This window comes from Pseudoalteromonas rubra, from assembly GCF_000967655.1.
GTDB lineage: Bacteria > Pseudomonadota > Gammaproteobacteria > Enterobacterales > Alteromonadaceae > Pseudoalteromonas > Pseudoalteromonas rubra_A.
This window is the reverse complement of sequence record NZ_JXYA01000034.1, coordinates 1-25,189: the sequence shown is the minus strand read 5'-3', so window position 1 is coordinate 25,189 and position 25,189 is coordinate 1. Positions and strand designations below refer to the sequence as shown.

26 protein-coding genes are annotated in these 25,189 nt (G+C 48.6%); all 26 read left to right on the top strand.

Annotated features, from left to right (window positions below; translation table 11 throughout):
* Positions 1-489: 489 nt before the first annotated feature.
* The 26 genes from TW77_RS15005 to TW77_RS14875 all read left to right on the top strand — a co-directional run bounded on the left by TW77_RS15005 (position 490) and on the right by TW77_RS14875 (position 25,082).
* A complete protein-coding gene (locus tag TW77_RS15005) occupies positions 490-1,374 on the top strand; it encodes a hypothetical protein (RefSeq protein ID WP_046005802.1) in 885 nt (294 codons plus the stop codon).
* Positions 1,364-1,618 (top strand): hypothetical protein, encoded by a 255-nt coding sequence (locus tag TW77_RS15000; RefSeq protein ID WP_046005801.1) that lies wholly within the window; start codon positions 1,364-1,366, stop codon positions 1,616-1,618. Before TW77_RS15005 ends, TW77_RS15000 begins: the two co-directional genes overlap by 11 nt.
* On the top strand, positions 1,611-1,967 hold the full coding sequence (locus TW77_RS14995) for a hypothetical protein (protein ID WP_046005800.1): 357 nt from the start codon (positions 1,611-1,613) through the stop codon (positions 1,965-1,967). The genes TW77_RS15000 and TW77_RS14995 overlap by 8 nt, the downstream gene beginning before the upstream one ends.
* Positions 1,968-2,054: 87 nt before the next feature.
* Positions 2,055-2,699: a glycoside hydrolase family 108 protein gene (locus TW77_RS14990; protein ID WP_046005799.1), complete on the top strand. Its 645-nt coding sequence runs from the start codon at positions 2,055-2,057 to the stop codon at positions 2,697-2,699.
* Positions 2,683-2,907, top strand: coding sequence for a TraR/DksA C4-type zinc finger protein (locus TW77_RS14985; RefSeq protein ID WP_052713211.1), 225 nt, complete (start codon positions 2,683-2,685; stop codon positions 2,905-2,907). Before TW77_RS14990 ends, TW77_RS14985 begins: the two co-directional genes overlap by 17 nt.
* Positions 2,907-3,224 carry a DUF2730 family protein gene (locus TW77_RS14980; protein WP_046005797.1) on the top strand — a complete coding sequence of 106 codons (318 nt, stop codon included), beginning with the start codon at positions 2,907-2,909 and terminating at the stop codon, positions 3,222-3,224. Before TW77_RS14985 ends, TW77_RS14980 begins: the two co-directional genes overlap by 1 nt.
* Positions 3,217-3,516, top strand: coding sequence for a hypothetical protein (locus tag TW77_RS14975; protein ID WP_240479501.1), 300 nt, complete (start codon positions 3,217-3,219; stop codon positions 3,514-3,516). Before TW77_RS14980 ends, TW77_RS14975 begins: the two co-directional genes overlap by 8 nt.
* Positions 3,513-4,109: a DUF3486 family protein gene (locus tag TW77_RS14970; RefSeq protein ID WP_046005795.1), complete on the top strand. Its 597-nt coding sequence runs from the start codon at positions 3,513-3,515 to the stop codon at positions 4,107-4,109. The genes TW77_RS14975 and TW77_RS14970 overlap by 4 nt, the downstream gene beginning before the upstream one ends.
* Positions 4,102-5,685 (top strand): terminase large subunit domain-containing protein, encoded by a 1,584-nt coding sequence (locus tag TW77_RS14965; RefSeq protein WP_046005794.1) that lies wholly within the window; start codon positions 4,102-4,104, stop codon positions 5,683-5,685. Before TW77_RS14970 ends, TW77_RS14965 begins: the two co-directional genes overlap by 8 nt.
* A gap of 8 nt (positions 5,686-5,693) precedes the next feature.
* Entirely contained in the window at positions 5,694-7,256 is a 1,563-nt protein-coding gene (locus tag TW77_RS14960; protein ID WP_046005793.1) for a DUF935 domain-containing protein, read from the top strand.
* On the top strand, positions 7,249-8,598 hold the full coding sequence (locus TW77_RS14955) for a phage minor head protein (RefSeq protein WP_046005792.1): 1,350 nt from the start codon (positions 7,249-7,251) through the stop codon (positions 8,596-8,598). Before TW77_RS14960 ends, TW77_RS14955 begins: the two co-directional genes overlap by 8 nt.
* Before the next feature lie 166 nt (positions 8,599-8,764).
* The gene (locus TW77_RS14950; RefSeq protein ID WP_046005791.1) at positions 8,765-9,220 is read left to right on the top strand and encodes a phage virion morphogenesis protein; all 456 of its coding nucleotides are present in this window, start codon (positions 8,765-8,767) and stop codon (positions 9,218-9,220) included.
* A 196-nt stretch (positions 9,221-9,416) separates the two neighbouring features.
* A complete protein-coding gene (locus TW77_RS14945; protein ID WP_046005790.1) occupies positions 9,417-10,304 on the top strand; it encodes a hypothetical protein in 888 nt (295 codons plus the stop codon).
* 24 nt (positions 10,305-10,328) lie between these two features.
* Positions 10,329-11,276, top strand: coding sequence for a hypothetical protein (locus TW77_RS14940; RefSeq protein ID WP_156158683.1), 948 nt, complete (start codon positions 10,329-10,331; stop codon positions 11,274-11,276).
* A gap of 132 nt (positions 11,277-11,408) precedes the next feature.
* On the top strand, positions 11,409-12,542 hold the full coding sequence (locus tag TW77_RS14935) for a phage protease (protein ID WP_240479500.1): 1,134 nt from the start codon (positions 11,409-11,411) through the stop codon (positions 12,540-12,542).
* Positions 12,542-13,450, top strand: a complete 909-nt coding sequence (locus TW77_RS14930; protein WP_046005787.1) for a Mu-like prophage major head subunit gpT family protein — start codon at positions 12,542-12,544, stop codon at positions 13,448-13,450. The genes TW77_RS14935 and TW77_RS14930 overlap by 1 nt, the downstream gene beginning before the upstream one ends.
* Before the next feature lie 47 nt (positions 13,451-13,497).
* On the top strand, positions 13,498-13,920 hold the full coding sequence (locus tag TW77_RS14925) for an HI1506-related protein (RefSeq protein ID WP_046005786.1): 423 nt from the start codon (positions 13,498-13,500) through the stop codon (positions 13,918-13,920).
* A 4-nt stretch (positions 13,921-13,924) separates the two neighbouring features.
* Complete coding sequence (locus TW77_RS14920; RefSeq protein WP_046005785.1) at positions 13,925-14,353, top strand: gp436 family protein; 429 nt, start codon at positions 13,925-13,927, stop codon at positions 14,351-14,353.
* On the top strand, positions 14,353-14,769 hold the full coding sequence (locus TW77_RS14915; RefSeq protein WP_046005784.1) for a phage tail terminator protein: 417 nt from the start codon (positions 14,353-14,355) through the stop codon (positions 14,767-14,769). The genes TW77_RS14920 and TW77_RS14915 overlap by 1 nt, the downstream gene beginning before the upstream one ends.
* Positions 14,769-15,515, top strand: coding sequence for a hypothetical protein (locus TW77_RS14910; RefSeq protein WP_046005783.1), 747 nt, complete (start codon positions 14,769-14,771; stop codon positions 15,513-15,515). The genes TW77_RS14915 and TW77_RS14910 overlap by 1 nt, the downstream gene beginning before the upstream one ends.
* Before the next feature lie 63 nt (positions 15,516-15,578).
* Positions 15,579-19,358 (top strand): tape measure protein, encoded by a 3,780-nt coding sequence (locus tag TW77_RS14905; RefSeq protein WP_046005782.1) that lies wholly within the window; start codon positions 15,579-15,581, stop codon positions 19,356-19,358.
* Positions 19,355-19,717 carry a hypothetical protein gene (locus TW77_RS14900; protein WP_046005781.1) on the top strand — a complete coding sequence of 121 codons (363 nt, stop codon included), beginning with the start codon at positions 19,355-19,357 and terminating at the stop codon, positions 19,715-19,717. The genes TW77_RS14905 and TW77_RS14900 overlap by 4 nt, the downstream gene beginning before the upstream one ends.
* A 2-nt stretch (positions 19,718-19,719) precedes the next feature.
* Entirely contained in the window at positions 19,720-21,795 is a 2,076-nt protein-coding gene (locus TW77_RS14895; protein ID WP_046005780.1) for a hypothetical protein, read from the top strand.
* Positions 21,795-22,763, top strand: coding sequence for a hypothetical protein (locus tag TW77_RS14890; RefSeq protein ID WP_046005779.1), 969 nt, complete (start codon positions 21,795-21,797; stop codon positions 22,761-22,763). The genes TW77_RS14895 and TW77_RS14890 overlap by 1 nt, the downstream gene beginning before the upstream one ends.
* Before the next feature lie 932 nt (positions 22,764-23,695).
* Positions 23,696-24,865, top strand: coding sequence for a hypothetical protein (locus TW77_RS14880; RefSeq protein ID WP_240479499.1), 1,170 nt, complete (start codon positions 23,696-23,698; stop codon positions 24,863-24,865).
* Positions 24,858-25,082, top strand: a complete 225-nt coding sequence (locus TW77_RS14875; RefSeq protein ID WP_046005776.1) for a hypothetical protein — start codon at positions 24,858-24,860, stop codon at positions 25,080-25,082. The genes TW77_RS14880 and TW77_RS14875 overlap by 8 nt, the downstream gene beginning before the upstream one ends.
* Positions 25,083-25,189 lie beyond the last annotated feature (107 nt).

Below are 25,189 nucleotides of genomic sequence, written 5' to 3'. Positions count from 1 at the left end.
CTTTATTCGATAACGTTCTTAATTTCATATATTTACTCCTTTTGAAAAAGTAAACACAGCATAGCAGGAATGAAAGCAATGACTTTTAAACTGGTTTAAGAATCAAACTTTGTTTAGGTCTCATGAAAATTTTAATGGGAGGCAATACGCAAATCCCTGACTGCTAATGCTGGCTACAAATCCATTAACCTAAAGGTAACATAAACCTTTTTCTAAAGTATACCCTCAACGTTAACTTTTTAGGTAAATCACTGCACTAGCTCTATGGTATAAAAAACATACTCCCCTTTGCTTAAGAGAAACTCAACCGCTGAATGTTAACAAATAGACGTTCTGGCAACTTAAGGACGCACAAATAAGCGGCGACTCTTTCCTAAATAGAAGCATTGAATAAATTTAATTTTGTATGTATTTTGTTTCGAGAAATTTAACATGGACGATTGCATAACATCTACAGGCTATGTGTACATCGTCTTATAGGACGTATACATGACAAACAAGACTAAACACGTTTTCAAGGTGTCTTATGACACTTCCAAAACAAAAGATCATACAATTGATGCCGAACTTCTTGGGAACGCCATTATAAAAATGTCTAGTGTTTTAAAAAATGCTGATAAGTTTCTTAATGGTGAAGATTCAACATTAGATTTAGATGTGCAAGCTAACTCAGAAGGATCATTCGTTGTTGAGTTTGTAACTTGGCTAGCAGCTAATAATATCAATGTCTTAAGTGTTCTAGGGTTTGCGGGTGTCACAGCAGGTGCAAAAACAATCCTAGACACTCTTAAAGAACTAAAATCAAGACCAATTAAACACGTCGTTCAGATCGATAAAAATAACGCAAAGCTTGTACTAGAGGATGGCTCTGAAATCAGTGCTACTCCCGAAGTGTCTAAACTCATTGTAAACAAGCCTTTTCGACAAGATCTACAAACAGTTGTTAAAGCTCCTCTTGATGGAGCAGGAAACGCCAAGCTAATCATCAAAGATGAAAATGACAAAGAGATAAGCACTTTTGTCGAATCTGAATTGCAACATTTCGAAGCTCCGAAAACATACATGATAGAAGAAGTTAAGGAAGAAATTACAAAGGTAGAGCTTCATTTTGTAAAAGTTAACTTTTATGGACCTACAGGATGGACTGCACAACTAATTAATGGAGATACAATCTCAATTAAGATGAGAGATGAAAACTTTCTTGCTAGAATTAACGAGAACAAGAAATTGTCCAAGGGCGACCTATTTGTTGTTGAGATAAAGACTATCACGACATTCAAATCAGGTAAATCTCCTAGTGTTCTCCGAGAACTAACAAAAGTCTTGCGGCACAGAGCAGCCAAAGATTCTAAAATGATTCCTGATGATGAGTGAGACAGAAGCATATTTTGAATTAGCGATTATGGTAGGCACACTCCTATGCTTACCATATATCTTGTTCCGTGTGACACCTTTTATAGCAAAGCATATAGTTGCTTATTTTTTCCCACCCAAGTATATCGAGCTTGAAATCCGCGATGAGAATGGTGTTGTCGTAAATATGTCTCGAGTGTCCTTGAAAGATGAAAAGGCGCTGATATCTGCGATCTTAAAAGCAAAGGAAAACGCCAGTGAGTAAACTGCTAAATGACCCCATGCTTGTAGCAGCGGCTACTGGTGTAAACACAATTGCTATCGCGGTGATTCAGTATGGTCACTTTGATGCAAGCCTCGTCAAAACGCTATCTATCAGTGTCCCAGTTATGGTAAACCTGACAGTTTTTTTCCTTTATTGGATAGGTGTATGGTTTGGTATAAAGTCCCCTGAGCAACTAAAAGCAGAACAAGCAATAGACGATAAAATTAAGAGCCTACACAAAGGAATAAAGCACTTACAGTCTTTGAAACATTGTACCAAAGCAATCGAAAAAGAACTGAGTGATGCATACATTGCGAAAGCTAACATTAGTAACGTTCTTAAAAAATGATCCTCAGCATTTCTTAATCTAGTTTAAAATACACTCAGCCATGAACCCGGCACTCTGTCACAAACACCTTGTTTTCCGGAGTGCCCAATGCAATTTCCTAACCTTGAAAGAATAAAGCAGCAGCCAGACGTAGCCGCCGCTTTATCGAACTACTCTCCTAAGTTCGCCGACTGCATACTGACTATTTTGCACCATGAAGGGGCTTTTCGTCGTGACGGCGGCCTGAACAACCATGCTAGTGATCACGGTGGCCTTACTAAGTATGGGATTAGCCAAAAAGCCTATCCTCGCCTGGACATACGAAACCTGGACCTGCCCAAAGCAGTGCGCCTTTATTACCGCGATTACTGGGAGCCGATGAAATGCGACCATTTACCCACGGGACTGGCATTAATGCTGCTCGACGGTGCTGTTCAGCATGGCGTTGATGGTATGACCCGCATGGTACAAAGCACTGTAAACGCAGCTGTTGATGGCTTGTTTGGTTCACTGACCTTAAAGGCGGTGCTAGGAAAAATGCCAAGCCAACTTATCACTGAGCTACTGGCAGAACGCAGCCGGTTGTACTCCGGCATTTGCCTGGACGACCCCACACAGCGGATCAATCTAAACGGCTGGTTCAATCGCCTGGCCCAGGTAACGGAGCGGTGCTTTACCACACTGGCCAGCGATTACCTGAGTTCACTTACTAGCCGCGCGTATGGAGGGCCAGAGGTTGGACATAGTAGATAAAGCACAAGTGATCCGTGAGCAGGAATTAGAACGCGCCCTCAACGAAAACCGCGCTCACTTTGTGGGCGAGGACGTAGACTTTCTGCACTGTCTTGAATGCGGTGTTGAAATTCCATCCGAGCGCCGCGCCGCCATCCACCGCTGCAAATTGTGCGTTGACTGCCAGACCAGCCAAGAAGCCCAAGCCAAACACTACAGGAAACCCTGATGGATCTATTCATTACCGAATGGTGGAAATGGGCATTGGCACTGGGGGGCTCCGTAATTGGTGCTGCTGCCTTAGCCTGGTTCGCTTCTACCTTTGTCCGCAAAAAAGCACATGACGATCTGGTCAAGCGTGTAAACACCATTGAGCAAACCGTTAAGGAACTCCCCAGTTCTGATGATCTGCACGAACTGGATAAACGCCTGATTGAAGTTGGCGGAAAAATAGATGTGCTGTCGCCTCAACTGGGAGACCTGAAGCGCATTACCGATTTATTAATGGAAAACGAATTAAGGGGAACCAGAAATGCCAATGATTGAGTTAATGGCAGAGCACCAGCGGATCAGCATTCTGATCTCATTGAGTGACTCGCCAGATTACGGTCTGAATAGCAGTATCCTGGGCGATATACTCGATAAATATAGTATTGGTTGTAGCCGAGACCAATTGCACACACAGCTCGACTGGTTGGAGCAAAACGGTTATATCACGGTAAACCGTATGACTAAGAGCACCTGGGTAGCCGACATCACTCAAGCAGGCTTAGATGTGGCCAAGGGCCGTGTTGTCGCACACGGCATCAAACGCCCCGGCCCCCGGAGCCAACAATGAAGGAGACCGTACGCCGGGGTAAGCCCAGCAAAATTGATGAGTTGCCGGACGAAATCAAAAAGAAGCTGGATGAAATGCTACTCGACAGCAGCAATAGTCAAGCTGATATTTTGATTGCAATTAATGCCCTTATCCTGGAAGCCGGATTAGATGAAGAAGCGATAATCAGCCGCTCGGGCCTGAGCAGGCATGCACAAAAACATGAGGCCATTGCAAAGCACTTGCGCGAGACACGCGCTGCAACGGTTGCACTAACCGCAGAGCTGGGAGACAAGCCAACCGGCGAAGTAACCAAGCTGATACTTGAAATGGCCAGGACTCAGCTTTTTAAAGCGATGCAGCAGCAAATGTTGAACCCTGAGTCTGATGCTGCGGTTGACCTGGACACCATCAAAGAAGCCATGCTGGCTGTTCAAAGGCTCGAATCTGCCGCGTCTCGCAATCACAAACGTGAACAGGAGATCCAAAAAGCCTACGCCGAGCAGCTCGCCCAGGAGTTAGATGATAAGGCTAAAAATGAGTCTTTACCTCAAACACCTCAGGAAATGATGGCGTTCTTTAAGCGCGATATATTGGGGCTGCAACGTGACTGATGTATTAAACACTGGTGATTTACCCCTCAATAAAATAACAGGGTCTTTAGCTGTTGCGCTGAAGACCGACATTTTGTTTCAGTACCAGCGCGACTGGATCGACGATGATGCCATCATCAAAATTGCGGAAAAATCGCGTCGAACAGGTTTAACGTTTGCTGAAGCGCTCGATGACGTCATGAGTGCCGTAGCAGAGACCAACGCTCAAAACACCTATTACCTGGGCTCTGATAAGGAAATGGCCAAGGAGTTCATTGATGCCTGTGCATTTTGGGCTCAAAAGCTCAACATGGTGATGGGTCAAATTGAAGAAGGAATATTTGAAGACGAAGACGAGGATGGAACCAAAAAGTCTATCAACACCTTCGAAATTAAGTTCCCACATTCTGGCAAAAAAATAGTAGCGCTTAGCTCGAACCCTCGTACCCTGCGCGGGCGACAAGGTAACGTGGTTATTGATGAAGCAGCATTCCATGACCGTTTGGATGAAGTGCTGAAGGCAGCGATGGCGCTGACAATGTGGGGTGGCAAGATACGCATCATATCTACGCACAACGGCGTAGATAACCAGTTCAATACCTTGATCACTCAAGCCCGGCGCGGCGAAAAAAATTACTCTGTACACCATATTCCGATTGATAAAGCCCTTAAACATGGTTTGTACCAGCGTATATGCCTGATGTCTGGCCGAGACTGGAGCCAGGAACGAGAAGACGAATGGCTGAAAGAACAAGTGAACTTTTATGCCACTAAGGAAGCCGCTAACGAAGAGCTATATTGCATTCCCAGTCAGGGCGCGGGGCAATACCTAAGCCGACGAATGCGCGAACGTGCGCTAACAAAAGACTTCTCCGTTGTGCGATTTAAAGCACCAGATGACTTCGAGACCTGGACGGAAGAACAGCGGGTGTCAGAGGTAGATAAATGGTGCGAAACCCATTTACTACCACTGCTGGAGAAGTTAAACCCGGACCTAAGCCATGCCTTTGGCGAGGACTTTGCACGTAAAGGCGATTTGTCGGTGTTTAGCGTGGGCGAAATTGCCCAGGACACCCGGTTAGATGTGCCGCTGATTGTAGAGCTGCGCAATGTGACATACGACCAACAACGTCAAATTATGTTTTACATCACGGAGCGGCTCCCAAGGCTACGAGGCCTTGCATTTGATGCAACAGGTAATGGCGGTTACTTGGCCGAGGCGGCGATGCTCAAGTACGGCACTGAAATGGTTGATTGCGTGCACTTATCACAAGCGTGGTATCGCGAATGGATGCCCAAACTTAAAGACTACTTTGAGATGGCAAATATCTTTTTGCCCAAAGATCAGGATGTGTTAGACGACCTGGGACAGATAAAGCTCAAAGATGGGGTGCCTCAGATTGACAAGGGCAAGACCACTGACACATCTGGTGAAAAACGCCATGGTGACAGCGCCGTGAGCATTGCCATGTTGGTTCGTGCCGCTGAAATGGATGGCAGTGCTATCGAGTACACCCCACTGCCCGACAAACACAGTTCAAACAACGATTCAATTTATGAAGATTTAGGCGCTTATCAGGGCGCTGGCTGCTGGTAGGAGTATGTATGGCCATAGTTGATATTAACGGCGATCCGTTGACCTTTAAGAACAGCGGAGAGTTTCAGACCGAACAAAATAGCCAGGTTGCTGCAAAGCTCAAAGAATTTGCAGAGCACCCCACTCAGGGCCTGACGCCAGCCAAACTGGCGTCTCTGCTAAAAGAAGCACAAGAAGGGAACCTGGCCGCAATGGCTGACTTGGCCAAAGACATGGAAGACAAAGACGGCCACATTACGTGTGAACTGGGCAAGCGACGACGCGCTATCATTGGGCTCGACTTTAACGTTAAGCCACCCAGGAACGCCAGCGCAGCTGAAAAACGCGATGCTGATATGCTGGCAGAGATCATTGATGATGCTACCTGGTTTTATGATCTGCTGTTTGACTTTAGTGATGCGATTTTAAAGGGCTTTAGCCCCAATGAATTGCAATGGGATTACGTAGAAAAGCAGCAAATTATTACCGGCTATGAGTTCCGCGATCAGAATTTGTTTAAAACTCACCCGGACAATCACAATCACCTGGTATTGAATGACAACTCACGCGATGGCGTATCGCTGAATCCATTCGGCTGGGCCATGCACATTCATAAAAGCATATCAGGCTATGTGCATCGTACCGGGTTGCTATCCGCATTAGCCTGGCCATTCGTGTTTAAGAACTACTCTGTGCGAGACCTGGCGGAGTTCCTGGAGATTTACGGATTACCGCTAAGACTGGGCAAATATCCCAGTGGTGCCAGCGACGACGAAAAGGCTACATTGCTGCGTGCAGTTATGGCGATTGGCCACAACGCTGGCGGGATCATACCCAAAGGGATGGACATTGATTTTCAAAATGCTGCGCAGGGTCAATCCGATCCGTTTGAGGCCATGATCCGGTGGTGTGAGCTAACCCAGTCTAAAACTATCCTGGGCGGTACATTGACCACTCAGGCAGATGGCAAAAGCAGCACGAACGCATTGGGCAATGTACACAATGAGGTTAAGCAGGACATTACCGCCAGCGATTTGCACCAGATAGAGCAAACCGTTAACCGGAGTATTCTCTACCCCATGTACGCGCTAAATGGCAAAAGCTACAGCGGCAACCGGCGTTTACCACGGTTTGAGTTTGATACGTCCACTACGGATGCCATGCAGGATATGGCCGAGCCTCTTAAAGGTCTGGTTTCTCTGGGTATGCAAATTCCAAAGGCCTGGGTACATGAACGGTTGAACATACCAGTGCCTAAAGATGGTGATGATGTGCTGGAACTGACCCCACAAGATCAACCGAGTGCAAACCAGGCTGCATTAACCACATCAGTTGCAGCGCTAACCACAGAGGTTAAGAGCCAGTCCGCGCAGCAGGAACTGGACAGTGCACTTGATGCCATCACCAGTGGCAATATGCGCGATGAGTACAAAGCCACACTCCAGCCGCTCCTGGACAAGTTAGAGCAAAGCGAGGAACTGGCCGCCATTGAGCTGGCTGAGTTATACCCCACGCTAGACCAGGACAGCCTGACCGAGATGTTAACCAAGCTGTTTTTTGTCAGCGAACTGTGGGGCATGATCAATGAGTAAAGGCGCGTCGTTATCTGTCGCATTCGACAAATCACCGGCGGATGCGGTGGCCTATTTTCGTTCTAAGGGCTACGCCGTCAGTGACGAATGGCACGATATGCTACTGGATGCACACGCCAAAGCATTTACTGTGGCGCGTGCCAGTTCAATGGATGTATTAAAGGCGATCAGGAAAAAGGTGGATACCGCCATAGCCGATGGCCTGACACCTAAACAATTCCGGGACCAACTCACCCCGGAGCTGCAAAAATTGGGTTGGTGGGGAAAGGCCAAAAACGAGCAAGGCGATGAAATACAGCTCGGCAGCCCTTACAGGCTGAACACCATTTACCGTACCAATGTACAAACCGCCTACATGGCCGGGCGCTATCGTCGCCTGCTGGCCCGCGCCAAAACCCACCCATACTGGCAGTATGTAGCCATTGATGATGGGCAAACACGACCAGAGCATAAACGCCTCAATGGCCGGGTGTTTCGGTTCGATGATCCTATCTGGCAAACCATATTCCCACCCAATGGCTGGGGCTGTCGTTGTCGCGTCCGGGCGCTGACAGAGGCACAGGTAAAAGCGCGCGGTCTGACGGTCGAGGATGGCACTAACTACGTGCAACCATTCGATGCGGAGATTACCAGCCGCGAATCTGGTGAGGTTAAGAACGTACCGCACGCCCGCGTAAATCTGCCTGATGGTGATGTGATGACACCAGACATAGGCTGGGCCTATTCACCAGGTCAAAGCGCCTTTGGCACAGATATGGCGGTGGCTCAGAAACTGGGTAAGGTGGAAGATGCAGGACTCAGGGCTGAAACCATCCAGGCATTGAATAATAGTGAGGCCAGGCACAAGGCATTTGAAGGCTGGGTGGGGAATAGCATTGAGCGCATCGAGCGCTTTCAGGCTGCAAGGCGGGCCCAGGACAAAGCGGGCCTGAAGGCAAACGGCCCGCGAGCAGACCATAAAACCGTTGTGACCTTTTTAAGTGATGACATAAACCAGCGACTACTGGATAAAGGCATTGATCCGGCGCGCACGCTGGTTCTGTCCGAGAAAGCCCTGGCACATGCGCATAGTGAAAAGCACCAGGACAACAATAGTGCTTTAAGCCTGAGTGAATACACCCAGCTGAGCGCCTGGATAAACCACCCCGACACGCGTGTTTATTGGGAACCAGCCCGCAATGAGGTGCTATTTGTCATTGGCCAGGGGGAACAGTCCATCAAGGTGGTTGTGCGCTATAAGGGTAAAGGGATTGACCTGGATACTGTAATCAACGCGCTGAAGGTAGACAGTGCAGCTATTAATCAAAGTGTTGCCGGTGGCTTGTATGAAGTGTGGCGGTAGGGTGAGAATCGAACTCACATCACTGCAACACAGCCCCTTACCTATCGGGGTACACTACCGCCACTACTGATTATTAATCAGCCACATTAAAAAAGCCAGCACTAAGGCTGGCCATATCAAGGGATGATGCCAAGGCATCCATCTAAAACTAGCCCATGAGGTGAGCATGTCAACAATATCCGTATTAACCCAGGGCAACGCCGCTCAGGTGTTGGCCGAGATAGCCGACAAGTTTAACGACCTGAGCGACCCCATGAACGAAATAGCCGCAATCATGGAGGGTGCCAGCGAAGACGCGTTTGCTGAAGAGCGCAGCCCGGTAACCGGTGAGCCTTGGCCCACCCTCAGCGAAAACTATCTGAAGAACAACCCCAAGCGCGTTGGTGGCCAAATGCTCCAGGTCAGCGCGGGCGGCCTGGCTGCCAGCATTGCCGCAGACAGTGGCAAACTCTGGGCAGAGATTGGCAGTAACAAACCTTATGCCGCGATCCATAATTATGGAGGCCAGCCCGATATGGCACCAGGACCGGCAGCCATCCCCCAGCGTGAATACCTGGGCGTAAGCACTGAGGATGAAAGCGACATATTGGCGGTGCTGGAGTCATTTTTGCTCGAAAACTAAAAACGCCGTCAGCGCCCTGTGGCGCGCTTAGACCTACTCAGTGGCTACGGTTGGGTGTTGCAATAGCAGATACGCGCTTTAAACCCGTTTCGAAACGTTTCTAACCCACATAGATCAACTTTAAGTTGCTTTTTAATTGCAATATCACTCGCACCATTTGTAATCTAAGAACTAAGACATAGTTCAAGGACCCAAAATGAATAATGTAATTTACTCTCCCTCATGCACACCTAAGAATGATATTGGCAATACCTTCTCTGCCACAAAGTTGGAAAACCTTCAGCCATCAAAGTTAGCAGCAATGAAAGGCTACTTGTTTTGCCCTGGATGTTTCGTACAAGCTGGCTTTGTATCCAGAGGCAAAAATGGTAGCTCTCCTCATTTCAGGTCGATACACAAACTGGTAAACGGCAAAGCGTGCCCTGAGAAAAGTAATGAAGTGGAACGAATTGATGGAGATAAGCCACGCCCAGTTGACGAGTTACGTAATGATGAAAATATATTCGTAATTGATTTCAACTTTGGCACTACAGATAGAGAAGTTAAACCAAATAAACCAATAGATACAGATGATATCCCCCCAAGATTAAGGGGCAATTACAGAAAGTTTGGTGAGTCCGGCTCTGTTGGTAAGAGCGAATGGTCACGGCGCTTAAGCACAATGTTGCGCGCGGTATTTGATAACCCAGACTTTCTGAAAGAAGCAAACAAGATAAAAGTATTTGGCAAGTTGCAAACTATGTCTGAAGTTTTTTTCCATGCCAGCCGAGTGGTTAACACTCTTAACCATAACAGGCCTCCCGCCTTTTACTACGGTACGATTGTAGATGCGATAGATGAAGGTAAGACGGTTTGGCTTAATATAGGCCACAGCAAGGACGAGCTATCCATACCAATCGATAAAAAAATATTCCAGGTACTTATGAAACGGTATGCTATCAGCCCAGCAGTCAAAGGCCAGTTCCGAGACATTGTTGGGTGCCAGTTTCTGTTATATGGGTGGTACAATACCTCTAAAAAGAAACAGCACTACTTATCACTGTATGAGAAAGCGAGCGCTTATATTGCGTTACGCTTGAGCTAATCCGTCATCTCACTGGGTTTCACTATGACAACAGACACATCAGAATCAAAACTTGAAAAGTACTTCATGGTTGGTATAGCCGTCTTTTGCGCGCTAGTTTTTGCTGGACTATGCCTATACTACGCGTTCCGCTTTACTAACTTCTTCCCATACGCCCCTCCAATTGACGAAGCATCTATTAGCAAGTTAAGAGGTGATTTTGGTGTGATGGGTGATTTCTTTGGCGGGATCCTGAACCCAATACTAGCCTTCAGCACCGTCTTGCTACTGGTAATATCTTTGCGCGTTCAAATAAAAGAGCTTCGTGCGACCACCAGAGAAATAGCAGCAGCAACAGACGCGCATAAAGACCAAGTGAAAATTGCAAAACTACAACTTGATGAAAGCCGGGCTAACCTGCAAGTAGCGCAGGAGCAGCTTAGACTCTCTAAAGAGAGGGAAAAGAATGCTCAGAAGGAATTAAAAACATCACGAGTAAAAAAAAGAACCGAAGCCAATAAGCTGGCAAGAATTGAACAATCATCAGAGCTTATCAGCACTTTAGATGGATACTTCAATCATTTAGAAAAACTCTATTCGCGACCTATAAAGCCTAGTGGACGTCAAGATGAGTTAAAATCGCTACAGAGCTGCAAACCTCAAGATAAAATGGATTTCTATAACCGTATATTTACCGATCACGTGTATATAGGTTTAAAGAGATCGTACCTTCAATTGCCAAACATATTTATAGCTATGAGCGACTGTTTAACTGAAATTCACGAACTAGGTATTGTTTCAATACATACTATTGAGTACTACAGAACCAGATTGGATAGTATGTGCTATCAGGAGCTGCCATACTTCAAGCCATATATCGATGAAAGGACACTTGAGGCTCTTAGTGCAAAACAAAAAAAAGTGATAGACATTGTAGTTGATTCATATGTATCTGAGATATTGAATACAAACACTGACAGCCAAGTTACGTAACTCTTTTCTTAATCTAGTTTAAAATACTCCCTCAGACCCAACCGACATACTGGCATCAAGATTTATCACTGATGCCAGTATATGCACCCCCAAAAAATACACGCACATAACTCAGGATTGTTGCACACGGATGTGAACTCACTAGCTGTGCTTTCGGCAATTACTGAAGGCAACCTTGGCATTGCGGTTTGCAGTCTGGAAAACATCACCATTGATGACCAAGGCAGAAGCCCGCGTGTTCAGCTTATGCCTGACGGGCAGTTCAAGGCCCGCGATGGCAGACCTGAAGACGTACCGACAGGCTACTGGCTATTAGATGACATAGCGTTTCAAACGTTAATGGCATTTGCCAGTCAACGTAAAAATGACTACCACTTCGACTACGAACACCAAACGCTGAAGACAGAAGAGAACGGCCAGCCAGCCCCAGCCAGCGGCTGGTTTACAGCAACTGCTCTTGAGTATGTGCCTGGTGAGGGCCTCTTTGCTCTCAACGTACAGTGGACACAAAAAGCCGCCGACATGATTAGAAGCGATGAGTATCGCTATATCAGCCCTGTTTTTCACTACAACAAACAAACCGGCCGCCCCGTTAAATTACGTCACTTTGCCTTAACCAACGACCCAGCTGTCGATGGCATGGAAAAAGTGATCGCCCTTAAAGCCCAATCCGACACAGGAGTAACCCCCATGAACGAAGCACAAAAGTTGCTTGCCGCGCTGGGTATCACCGTTGCTGATGGCGACACCATCACCGATGCACACTACACCCAGGCGACAACAGCTGTCGCAGCACTTAAGACCAAAGCTGAGCAAGTTGATGCAGTGAACACTCAGCTGACAAAGACCAATGAGCAAGTTGCCGCTCTGAAAGCAAAGCCTGGTGGTGAAGTTGACCTTGAAAAGTATGTGCCAATTGAGGTCGCACAAGGCTACCAACAGGAACTGGCAGCCCTGAGAAGCCAAAACAATGGCCTGAGTGTAGATCAGGCTATCGAAAAAGCACGCAAAGATGGCCGCATCATCGCTGCTGAAGAAGACCATTTAAAAGCGCTCGCTAATCAAAAAGGCTTTGCCGCCCTAAAGGCAAACCTGGACGCGCGATCACCCATTGCCGCATTGACCACTCAGCAAACCACCCAGGTTAAATTGCCTGACGATAAAAAAACTGGGATTGCGGCTTTGAGCACTGAGGACAAATACGCAGCTGACCAGCTCGGTATCAGCTACAAAGATTACGCAAAACTGAAAGAGGATGACCAATAATGGCCATTGTTACCCCTGCAATACTCACCAGCCTGCAAACCGGCTTTAAAAAGAACTTCCAGGATGGCCTGAGCGAAGCCAAGCCACAATTTTCAGCAATTGCCACTGTGATTAAGTCAACCACTAAGAGCAATACATACGGCTGGCTTGGCAAGTTCCCCAGGCTTAAACAGTGGGTTGGCTCTCGCGATGTTCAGTCTATGAAAGCTCATGGCTACAGCATTGTAAATGATGACTTTGAAGCCACTGTCAGCGTTGGGCGCAACGACATCGAGGATGATGAGCTGGGCGTTTATGCACCGCTGATGCAGGAAATGGGTCGCTCTGCGGCGATTCACCCTGACGAGATGTGCTTTCCGCTATTGGAAGCTGGCTTCAGTACTCTCTGCTATGACGGGCAAAATTACTTTGATACCGACCACCCTGTTTACCCAAATGCAGATGGAACAGGCACAGCTGAGAGTGTTGCCAACATGGCCACTGATGACGCTTATTCCGGGCCTGCCTGGTATGTCCTGGACACGTCCAAAGTGCTCAAACCCATCATTTTCCAGGAACGTAAGAAACCGCAATTTGTCAGCATGACTAAATCAGATGATGAAGCGGTATTTACCAGCAAGGAGTTCCGCTATGGCGTGGACTGCCGGGATGCCGCTGGTTTTAGCTTCTGGCAGCTGGCATTTGGTAACAAGCGTGCGTTGACCGCAGACAACCTGTGGGATGCCATCAAGCAAATGCGCACGTTCAAAGCAGATGGTGGCCGCAAGCTGGGTATTCGCCCAACCACTTTGGTTGTGCCGCCCGAGCTGGAGGATGTAGCCACCAAACTGCTCGAACGAGAGCTGGACTCCAACAGCTCCAACGAACTCAAAGGCCGCCTGACTCTGCTTGTGGCTGACTACCTATAAACCCCATGGCCCGGCACGGGCCATTACTCAACAGGATGGAAAATGAAATGGCTAATCAACCTATTCAGCATGTGTGTATCGTCTCTCAGCAACCGGATGGCTATCGCCGTGCTGGCATTACCCTCACGCGTGGAGAGAACAAACACCAGGTCACTGAGCCACAGCTTGAAACTCTTAAAGCAGACTCACGCCTCACGGTGCAAATTATGTCGGCGGATGAAAATGCAAATGCGACACCACACCTGGAGCCAGGAGGTGTGGGCAGCACTATAAAACTGGACCTGAGCAACGCCCCGGACGAACTGGCGCACATCATTGCAGCTATCCACGAGCTGAAGCCGTCCAAAAAGCCGACCGTGGATGAATTGGCGTTTGAAGTAGATGGCGTTGACGGTGAGCAAAAGCCGACTGCTCAGCAACGTGATGATGCCTGGTCCTGGTATCAAAACCATGTTGTAAGCGCGGAGTAACCCTATGACCTACGCAACCGCCGACGATATGAAAACTCGGTTTAACGACCAGGATTTGATTTTGCTCACAGAACGTGAGAACAGCGCACCTGGTGAAGTTGATCTCACAGTCCTAATGCAATCACTTGCTGACGCCAGCGCCGAGATGAACGCCTATCTTGCTGGCCGATATCAGTTGCCGCTGAGCACTGTACCGCAAGCGCTCACACGCATTTGCTGTGACATTGCACGGTATTTTTTAAGTGGTGATGGCGCACCGGAGCACATTCAGCAGCGTTACCAGGACGCCATCAAGTTCTTGCAGTCCGTTAACCAGGGCAAGGTGTCTTTAGGTATCGACCAGACTGGCAACAAAGCCGAAACCAACGACACCGCACATATTGAATCGGCGGGTAGCGTATTCGCTCGCGAGAAATCAAAGGGCTATATCTGATGTTTGAGATCAGTGATGACTACCTGGCTGCGGGCCCATTGCTGGACACTGCGCTAAGCGCGGTGGAAGGCATTCGACATGTGCAGCATGTGAATGACCTGGCAGAGATAGACAAACCCGCACACACACCGTGCCTGTTCTATGTCTATTACGGCGACCAGCTGGCGGAAACGGCCCATGCTGGTGCAAATGTTCAGCTAAAGCAAACCTGGCTAGTCATCCTGGCAGAACGCAAAGGCAGCAAAAGTGCTGGCCAAAATCTGGCGGCAACAATTCGCGCGGTGGCAGGCAAAATGACCGGCCCGGCTGGCCCCTGGCAACGCGTAAACACCCCAATCAAACCGAGATACACAAGTGGCTTTGGGTTCTATCCCTTAGCTTTTACATGTCAAATGAGATTTAAAGGAGCACTGTAATGAGTGGCTTATTAGTAGCGGGCAATTTCTTTATTGACCGATTAAATGCACAAGGCCAGAGCCTGGGTATTTTTGGCCCTATCAACATGACCAAACTCACTGTAAAAACGGATGCCGACACAGTTACCCGCCCGTCAAAGAAAAAAGAGAGCTACGGGCAGGCGCTGGATGACGTAAAAATCGCTAAGCCTGCGGAAGTGGCATGTGAGTTTGACGACCAGCCCGCCGAGCTGCTGGCACTGGCACTGATGGGCAAGGTGAAGGCACTAAACGAAGGTAGCGGCACCGTAACGGATGAAGCCAAAACCTTACCTGCGAACCAGGGCTGGTTAGAACTGGGCCATAAGAACCTGGCCACCGATGGATTAGTTGTAAAGCAAGGTTCCACACCGCTGACGCTCGGGACTGACTTTGAAATCAATTATGCACTCGGCATGATCCGTTCAGTTGAAGGTGGCGCGGTGGCAGCCGGTGGCAGCATTACAGTGACCTACCAGCACAACGCCCGAAGCGGCAAAACCATTGAAGGCGGCATGGAATCGCAGGTCCGGGCCCGTATTTTTGGTGAAGGCACGAACCTGGCAAATGGCAAAGCCATCGAGCTGGAGATTTTTGATGCTTCAATGATGCCAGATAAAGAGATCGACTTTGCGGCCAGTGAATTTGTCAGCGGCGGACTCTCCGGCACCGCCAAGTTACCTCAGGGGAAAACGTCCCCGTTCACTTACACCGAGTTAGACGCATAGTTCCCATTGGGGCTTCGGCCCCTTTTCACTATTTAAAAAACCTTTTAAGACTGAGTAAATGGCATGGCAGATAAAACACTACAGTTAGCGCTCAGAGTTGTTGCTGAAGCAACCGGCAAGCAGAATATTGAGCAGCTTGTAACTGAGTTGCGACATATCGAGCAAACGGCTGGAAGTGCTGCCCCGGCCACTGAGCAGTTGGCCAGCCAGTTTGATAGCGCCGCCACCTCAGCCACAAAAACCAGTGCTACAGCCGGTGATTTGGCCAACGAACTGGATAAACTCGGTGATCAACAGGACGCGATCCGCAGTTTTGAGCAATCCAGAACCGAGCTGGACCAACAGGCAATTGCAACCGCAGCAGCCACCCAGGCACTGGAAGAGTTTCGGCGCGAATCCAAAGCCTCAGCCAAACCTACCGACGAGCTAACGCGCACTATTGAGCAGGCAGAAAAGTCGCTGGCTGAGATGCGTGACGAGCTGACCAGGCAAACAACAAAACATGCGGCGCTACAGCAGGAGCTGCGGCGCTCCGGCATAGATGTTAATAACCTCAAGGTCGCCAAGCGCGAGCTGGGTGCCCAGTTTAATAAGGCCGGTAAGTCGGTAGACCAATTCACTCAGGACTTACGCCAGGGTAATGCAGCCCAACAGGCACACGCCGCCAGCCTGAGCAATGTGGCTGGCAAAGTCGCAGCACTGGCTACCGCATATTTCGGCCTAGACCAGGTTGGCCAGGCCGTTCGCAGTGTCTTCGAAACCGGCGACAAATTCGAAAAGCTTCAGGTGCAGATGAATGGCCTGATGGGCAGTATTTCCCAGGGCGACCAGGCAACCAAATGGATTGCGCAGTTTACTAAAAACACCCCATTGCAACTGGGTGAAGTATCACAGGCATTCGTAAAGCTTAAAGCTTTTGGATTGGACCCTATGGATGGCACGCTACAGGCCATCACAGACAGTGCGCTGAAACTCGGTGGCAGTTACCAGGAAGTAGAAGGCATTAGTCTTGCCCTGGGCCAGGCCTGGGCCAAACAAAAACTGCAAGGCGAAGAAATTTTACAGTTGGTTGAACGCGGTGTGCCGGTCTGGGATATGCTGCAAAACGTCACCGGTCAAAACGTTGAAGAGCTACAAAAATTAGCCAGCGCCGGAAAGCTCGGCCGTGACGTTATTAAGCAGCTTATCGACGAAATGGGCCGCACCAGCGCCGGTAGCGCCGCCGCACAAATGGCCTTGTTCAGCGGCCAGGTTTCCAATGCAAAAGACAACATTGAGCAATTCTATAATCTGATTGCTCAGTCCGGCGCTATGGACTGGCTCAAAGCGCAGCTCACAGAATTAAACACCCAGTTTGCCGAGATGGCCGCAGACGGCCGGTTGCAGGAATGGGCGCAGTCAGCCAGTGACGCCATCGTCAACGCAGGCACGGTCATCAAAAACACTATCACAACACTGTATGAGTTTCGGGAGGAAATCGGTTTTGTGGCCAAAGCCTGGCTGGCTCTGAAAGTTGGCTCGTATTTCAGCAGTGTAGTAACCGGAGCCATAGCCGCTACCCAAGCATTTACCACATATAAAACAGCCATTACGTCTGCGACCGTTGCCACCCAGGCCGCAACGGTGGCAACCACTAAATGGAGAAATGCACTCGGCTTTATTGTTCGTGGCGGTCTATATACAGCACTCATAAATGAGCTGGTTAATGTGGGTGTTGAGTACAACAACCTCCTGACCATTGAGGCCCAGGTAGAAAAAAGCCGACGCGCCGCCCAGTTAACAGCCGCAGAACTAGCTGCCGAGTTCCAGTCCATCAGTGAAAAAACCGGTGTTTTGATCACAAACATGGAAGGGCTTGAAGCCGCCCTGGACAGCGGAGCCATTGCCTGGAATGAGCAGCTGGGCATTTATGAAGGTGTAGCCAAAAAACAACAAGAACTGGCCGAAGCAGCAAAGCAGGCAGCTGAAGCAGAACGCCAGCGTACAGAGTTTTTAAAACTTACCGTGCCTGAAGCCCTTAAGGTGATTGAGACACTGGAGTCTCAAAGCCAGAGCCTGAACGGCGTGCGCGATGGCGTGGACGGATTTATCCAGTCGCTCGAATCTGCCCGTACTGCACTACAGGGCGCGGGAGAAGAATACTCACAACAAATTTTGCTCATCGACGAACTAAAGGGCAGATTTGAAGCGCATAATAAGAGCCTCGAACGTCAGGCATATTTATCAAACGACCTGAGCGCAGCCTATAAAAAGTTAGGTCTGGAGAGCAGCGAAGCACTCAAAAAGTCGGCCACCGAATTACAGGGCGCGTTTGAACTGATCCAGCAAAGCAATGAGCCGATAGCGCTGCAACAGGCTGCATTTTTAAAATGGGCTGATTCGGCAGTCAAGGCTGCCGATGCTACTGGTGAGGTTGTGCCAGCCAGCGTTAAAGCTGCGGCTGCGGCCTTGGGCCTGACCAAAGAGCTGGAAAAACTGATTGAAAAAGCCAACCAGCTCAAACCGGCTACCGACGGAAACAGCGAAGCCGTAGAGCGCTATACCAATGCGCTCAATAAGACCCGCGCGGCCATGGAGAATAACAAAAAAATTCTGGAAAGCTCGACTGCCACAGCCAAACAAAAAGCTGCGGCACAAACCGCACTAAATAAGCAGGCTGGCATTGCCATCCAGCAAGAAACGGACCTGGCCAAAGTGCGAGAGCTGGAAACCATGAAAGCCAGGGAACTGATGGTTGAACAGCGTAAACTGGAACAGGAGCTGACCCAACTCAATCAGCAATACAAGACCGGTGCGATAAATGCCCAGGATTACCAGGATAAACAAGACCGGGTTAGCGGCGTACTCAAAGTTGTAAATGGTCTGCTGGGAGAATTAAAAGGTGCTCAAGATGCGGCGACTGATGCAACTGAAAAAGGAACGAAATCAACCGTAGCCGCAACCCAGGCAAATCAGCAGCACGTTGATAGCCTACGCGCACAACAAAGCGCGCTAACAGACGTCGGCAAAAGTGCCAGCATGGCCTCTGGCGAGCTGGAGAGTTACTGGAAAGTCAGCGCCAGGTCGTCCGCTGGGTCATCCAACTCAGGCGGCTATCGAGACGATCGGCCCACCGTCGAAACCATCGTTGATTACAATGAAAATAACCCTGGCGCGTACAATTTTACGAGCCAAGAAGTGTGGGCGGAGAAAACCCGCCGGGACGGGGTGCGACTCCAGGAGCAACAATATAGCCGCTTTGAGAGCGAAATTAAAAATGCCACGTCACGCAGTCAGCTGAATGCCCTATACAATCAAATATTCAATCAGCTCAATCGCCAGGACAAAGAACAGCGTGCAGCTCTGGGTGCCCTCATAGATGAGCGAAAAAGCGCACTTCAGCAAAGCACAACCTCTCTTTACGAGCAACTTACATCTGAGATTGAAAATGCGGACTCTCGTGATGAATTAAACGAGCTATACCGGCAGGTTTTCCAACAGGAAAATGCACTACGCAGCCATCAGCGCCAAGCACTGGGCGAGTTAATCAGGCAACAAAAGCTGGCGCTGGCTGATTCCTCATCAAAAGAAAGCACTCGAATACCGGGCTCGCCGTCAGAACCGAGTGGCATACAGAAAAATCGAACTTCAATCACAAAAACAGCGAATAGCGCCACTCAACCATCTAACAATGGCGACCTAACTGCGGCCGTTAATAAACTCGTGCAGCTGCTCACCAGCCAGCACAGCGGTAAAACCATTAAATTACATCTGACGTTACCAGGTGGGAATAGTGCCGAAATCCAGGCGAACGTCACCGAACAAGTCCTGAGCGAGTTAGAGAAATTGAGCCTAGTACAATGATTGAAATAAATGGTACACAACACGAGCAGTTCGTCTGGGTTGATGAGTTCAATTACCAGGCTATTGCTGAGCAATCAGAACGCGCGCTAAATGGCGCTCCCCATATTGAAAAAACAGCTATCCACGTTGGCCGCCCCATTACGCTCCAAAGCCAACTAGAAAGCGCCACTATATATAAGGCGCTATTTGCTCATGCCACAAGTACGCTGACTGATTTTACTATCACCATACGCGGCACGGTTTACCAGGTAATGTGGGACCACAGCCAGCAACCAGTCACCGGCACCCCAATTGCTATGTACTCTGATGCCGAGCCAGAGCATTTTCAAGATGTAACCCTTAAACTTAAAACGGTGTGACCATGTTAAGAACCGACCTAAAAATTTTCCTGCCTGAGCGTTTGGGTAATGAACCCAATGCCGGTGGCCACCGAACGAGTACGCCGCTAACCAACGGTAAGCTAAATGAAGTGTTCACAGCAATCAGTGATGTGGACTACGCTCGCAGCTCATTTGAATTGGTCAAGCTGTACCCGGCAGTGGCAACCGCTGATGACAGCCGGTTACAAGACGCCAGGATATTTCTGAGCGACCAACCCGCAGATCCTCTCGTGACAACCTTACTTGTCCAATCAAATCAGCTACAAGACACAAGTCTGCTGCCTGAAATGATGGACATGCTGGCAAGTGCCAAGTTCCATGGCCTGGCAACTGCAACTAGTGAGATTGTTGCTGAGAGTCAGGAAATAAAGATAGATCGAGTGCATGCAAACCTGGCCCCGACCACATCTCGCCGTATCGACCATACAGGTGTAAAACCTCCCGTTGAAACCTCCGGGTATCGAATTGCCCGCCAGCAAAGCTACGGTAAGCTTTACAACATCAGTATTAATATTCCGGACCTGATAACTGACCGCCCGTTTTTTTATGGCTCTTACCAGCTTTACGACTACACTCAGCGCAGATACGTAACCGCAATCATGCCTCAGACTGATTTTGATTTGGTCGGCACCACTATTTCCAACAAAACCACCCTATCCAGCCCGGTAAGAGAGGGTGAGTTTTTCAACTTGTTCTACCTGCCAAATGAGTTCTACCGATTTCACGATTTTGTTCTAGATGGTTCTGCACTCACACTCGGGCCTGGTGAACGTGTCGAGCCTAAAACGGTGAAAATCAAAATACCTAACAGCTATATCACAATCACCGACAATGGCAATGGCGAGCTGATTACCCAAGGGCGTCTGGTTGCAACCATTGACTACAACACGGGCGTCCTCAACGCGCTAGAGCCGATAGACTTTGATACACCAGGCAAAGAGCTGGGGGCTATTATCCGCACCAAACCTATCACTGTTCGTGAGTTTCAGTTTTCAGTGAGCCAGGACGCGATGCCTGAAACCCTATATATCCGGTGTAAAAGTGCACAAGGCACGGACCTGAGTGCATCATGTGACGCGCAGGGCGTCATAACTGGCCAAGGCATAACTGGGTCATTTAGTGCCACCTCAATGGTGACTTTATCATTTGAAGTAGACGTCTTGCCGGAGAGCGTGAGCTACGACTACTCAGACCTTGTTTATGAACCCGTGCCAACACCGCCAGGTGGGATTGACCGCTCAAAATTACCAGGCAATGGCATCGTACCAATTTTCCACGCTAACAACCTGGTCAGCATTCAGAGTCGAGTCCGGACGCCACACCCTAACCTGACTAATGGACAGGTTATCAACGTTGTTGCTGATGCCGACTGGGTAGACATCCTGGACGGTAGCGGTGCGAGTCTTTATTCGGCAGATGACAGTAACTATGCCTATGACCGCCAGACTGGAGCAGTAACCATAAACCCAGGCATCGCAACGTTTACGCCGCCTTACATCATTACCACTATACAGTCTGAGCTGGCCATGGTAACGGATATAGACGCAACCACACTGCAAACACTCATCCCGATTAAACGCACATATCCAGCGGGCTCGACCATATCCAGTGTATACATGCTGGAGGACCTGCAAGCCAAAAGCGTGGACGAAAGAACCCTAGCGGCATGGCAAAACAATTACGAGGATTCCGGCACTCCGGCATCTAACAGCATTAACACAACCCAATATCCTGTTGAGCTCACCAATATCGGTTGCATCAGTCAGCGCTGGGCCATTGTGTTTACCAGTGATGGATATGACGTGCTGGGTGAGTATGTGGGCAAAATTTACTCTGGCGTCACTGCCGAAGACTGTGCGCCAATCAACCCATTTACAGCCGCACCTTATTTCATCCTGCGCAAAGAAGCCATTGGCAACGGGTTGAATCCTGGTGAGGCGTTTTTGTTTACCTCTCAGTCTGCTTCACGCCCGATTATGGCCACTCGTTCAGTTTCACCTGGCCATTCACATATCGAGCAAGATAGTTCAACAATTGCATTTTCAGGAGTTTACTAATGACACCCGTAACCGTATATAGATGGGATGATTCCGGCGCACCGCAAATTTCAACAGGTGCAGCAAAAGAGTGGTTCACCATATTGAAGCAGTGTCTGGTCGAAGGATATGGCGACAAACAACCCCTGGGGTGGAAGGTGGTAAATGAGGTCAATGATCCGCCCCATTTATGTCTGCAAAATAACACAGCGCAGGGAGCCAGTGGCGGTTATGTGTTGCTCGATGCTGAGAATAACAATAGCAGCGGCATCGTCAAAATAGTATCCGCTCTGGATTACAGTGATGAATCGATGCATTCGAGAGTGGGCCGCCCCAATATATTCGGATCATACACAAGCTCCGGAACCCATCAGTGCAAAAACTGGATCATCATCGCAACCTACTACGGATTTTTTTTGTTTGCAAGTAGTGACCACCTGGCACTTGGAAACAATCTGAATCGCAAACCAGCGGTGTTTTACTATTGCGGGGATTACATTCCCGTCATTCAAAATGATCCATGCCGATTTGTAGTATTGACGGGTAATCAAGGCACCACATCTCTAACACACAATCAGACTTTAATTTACAGTATTGAGTACTCTCCAGCTGACAGAACTTCCTCAGCTGTAGGGTATGTTTATTCGTTTGACTCGACAGCTACCAGTGAGTATGCCCTCTTGTTTATGTACTCGATATTTGGTGAATCTACTAGAGGTAATGCATTTTATGAGTCACCAGATATTACGCTGCTAAGTCCTTTTTATTTATTCGCAGGCGATTTGCGTAAACACAGTGTCGATAACAACTCAACACTATCTCCACATGTTCGCGGAAGAGTTCCTGGACTATGGATATCACCCCAAACGGGCTACGGCAATGAGTCCATGCCGTACATAAAACCACTGGATAGTGTCAATCACCTATCAATCCCATGCACAATCGAGAACCGCGGCGTTGTCGCATGGTTGAACCTGGAGAGTTGGTAAATGCATAAGATAGCTATTCGTCACCTAACGCCAGTAACTCCGGTGCCTATAGGTAAGCTGAAAATCAACCATGACCCGTATGCGTCAAAAATAATGGTCATTAACCGACAAACTGGCGAGTTAATCTTTTCAACTAAACCGTCTGGGGCCACTACGACGCGCCTGCTGCCTCTTACATTCACAACCAGCAGTGAGTTGCTAGTGCTAATGTTAGACAATACGAAAGTATATAACGCAGCCATAGTTGACCATGTACAGGCACAGGTCGTAGATTTTTTGACGCATGATTCAACTTCATAACAATGCAGATATCATTTCAATATCGCTATTCTGTTAGTAGATCGCCTGTCTCAATTAAGTTTAATGCTGAATCAGACCTGGGGGGGATGGTCCGGTTCGGCACATTTTTCTCCATACAAACTAGTCCTTTAAGTATTAAGTTTGATGGTAAAGAGCCCACCGACCCGACGGACGAACCAACTGAACTGGTCTCATACTGCCAATATGGGTGGAACCGCTCGAGTACACGTACTAGTTATATTATGTTTTGTGAGCATCAGAGAGAGCACCTTCATATCACAGCTAATACCAGCTGGGACATATTAGTTACTGATATGGTGCTATCTCATCTAGGATTCTGGCAGTACAAACTGGATTTCCAGACGGTTGAATTGACAATGCCAGTAATTCAGCAACCAATGGTAGGCACCCATGTAAGTGTGGGAGCAGCACCAGTATTGCCGATAGCTGATCTAGCATTGCTACCCTGGGGGAGCGCCGTCACTGTTAGCGAGTGTTGTAATCACTTATGGAAAGGTCAGGTGGTCAGGTCGAATGATGGGCTATGCTGGCAAACTCATACTCCAATTCAACAAGCGATTACAACAATAGCCTACGCCCCTCGTGAGCCAGAGTTGATTTGCGTGTGGTCCATGCATCCAAAGCCTGGCATCGTAGAGCTATCGTTCAATATCGACTTTCAGCCAGAGCAGGAGTTGGCTTTCTCAATACCCGAGAAAACCTGCTTTTGGAGCCTGCCCGGAGGATTAATCCGTTCAAATGACGACATCCCAACTCTGGACCGCAAAATCCCTATTGAACCTCAGATACAAAGGTCGTATATCATGCAACCCACAATCACCTGTAAACGCGTATCGGACAATGTCGACATTTTAATAACCTCATTTAACCATGCTTTTGAAAGAGGCCAGTTTGCTGCAACAGGCTCAATCCGTTTTTGCAGTCGCATCGACATGGAACGGGCCCTAGGCCACGAACTAATCGTTAGCATAAATGGCTATGAATACGTGGTGATATGTGAGCAACCAAACACAAGCAGTAAGTTTGGCTCTGTCAGTTTCAGTGCTTCGATACGCGGGCGCTTTGCAACGCTATCCACTCCGTATGCCCGCGAAACGAATTATACCAACCCGACAGCTAAGACGCTGGCAGGTATCATGTCTGATACCCTGACAAACACTGGCTGGGCACTGGATAATCGGATGGTTGATTACGCGATTCCCAAGGGTGCATTCAGTTATAGAGGGCTCACTCCGGCCAGTGCACTCCTGCGGGTAGCGCAAAGTATTGGTGGCATTCTGGATTTCGATGATGTCAATAAAACAGTATCGGTCATTCCCGAATGGCCAGTGACGCCGTGGGACACCGATAACGCTGTGTGTGATGTGATACTAAACGATTCCCTGATACTAGAGCACAATACCCGACAAACTATCAGCCCGGAACATACAGCGGTTTTTGTACGCGGGGAGCAGCAGGGTGTGGCGTGCAAAATTAAACGTGCAGGGACATTGGGTGATCAATATGCGTATGATGTGGTTGACTCACTGATAACTGACAACCAGGCGGCGCGTCAGCGTGGGACGTGTGAACTGGCCAGAAGCGGCAACAAGCAAATATCCGAGCTCCGCGCAAAGCTAACTGCTGAACTTCCACCTTTCAGACCAGGTATGCTGATCGGTATTCGATATTCCGACTCACTTTATAAAGCAACGTGCGACAGTGCCAGTATAAGTGCCTCTATCAACGCACAGGGTGCGATTACTGTAAACCAACACATTAGGGTAGTAGCAAATGTCTAATCTACTAAACCGCCTAGGCGCAGTCCTAGGCGGCACGCGCAGAAGTATCGTTCAAATTGTCCAGGTGAACACGGATGGCACGACGTTGGTACAGCACAGTGATGGTTCACAAAGTACAGTCCTGGGCGATAGCGTCGAGTCTGGGAGTGCATATATCGAGAATGATCGCATTACAGGCCCAGCACCGGACCTGCCATATAATGAGATTGAGGTGTGATTATTTGAAAAGCCGTTTAAGTATTTTAAAAATGGATTTTTCGCAGTTTTCGCGCAATTGGCGCTAAGTTTTCGCGCGCGGCATCAGCATTGCTTAAACGAATTAGC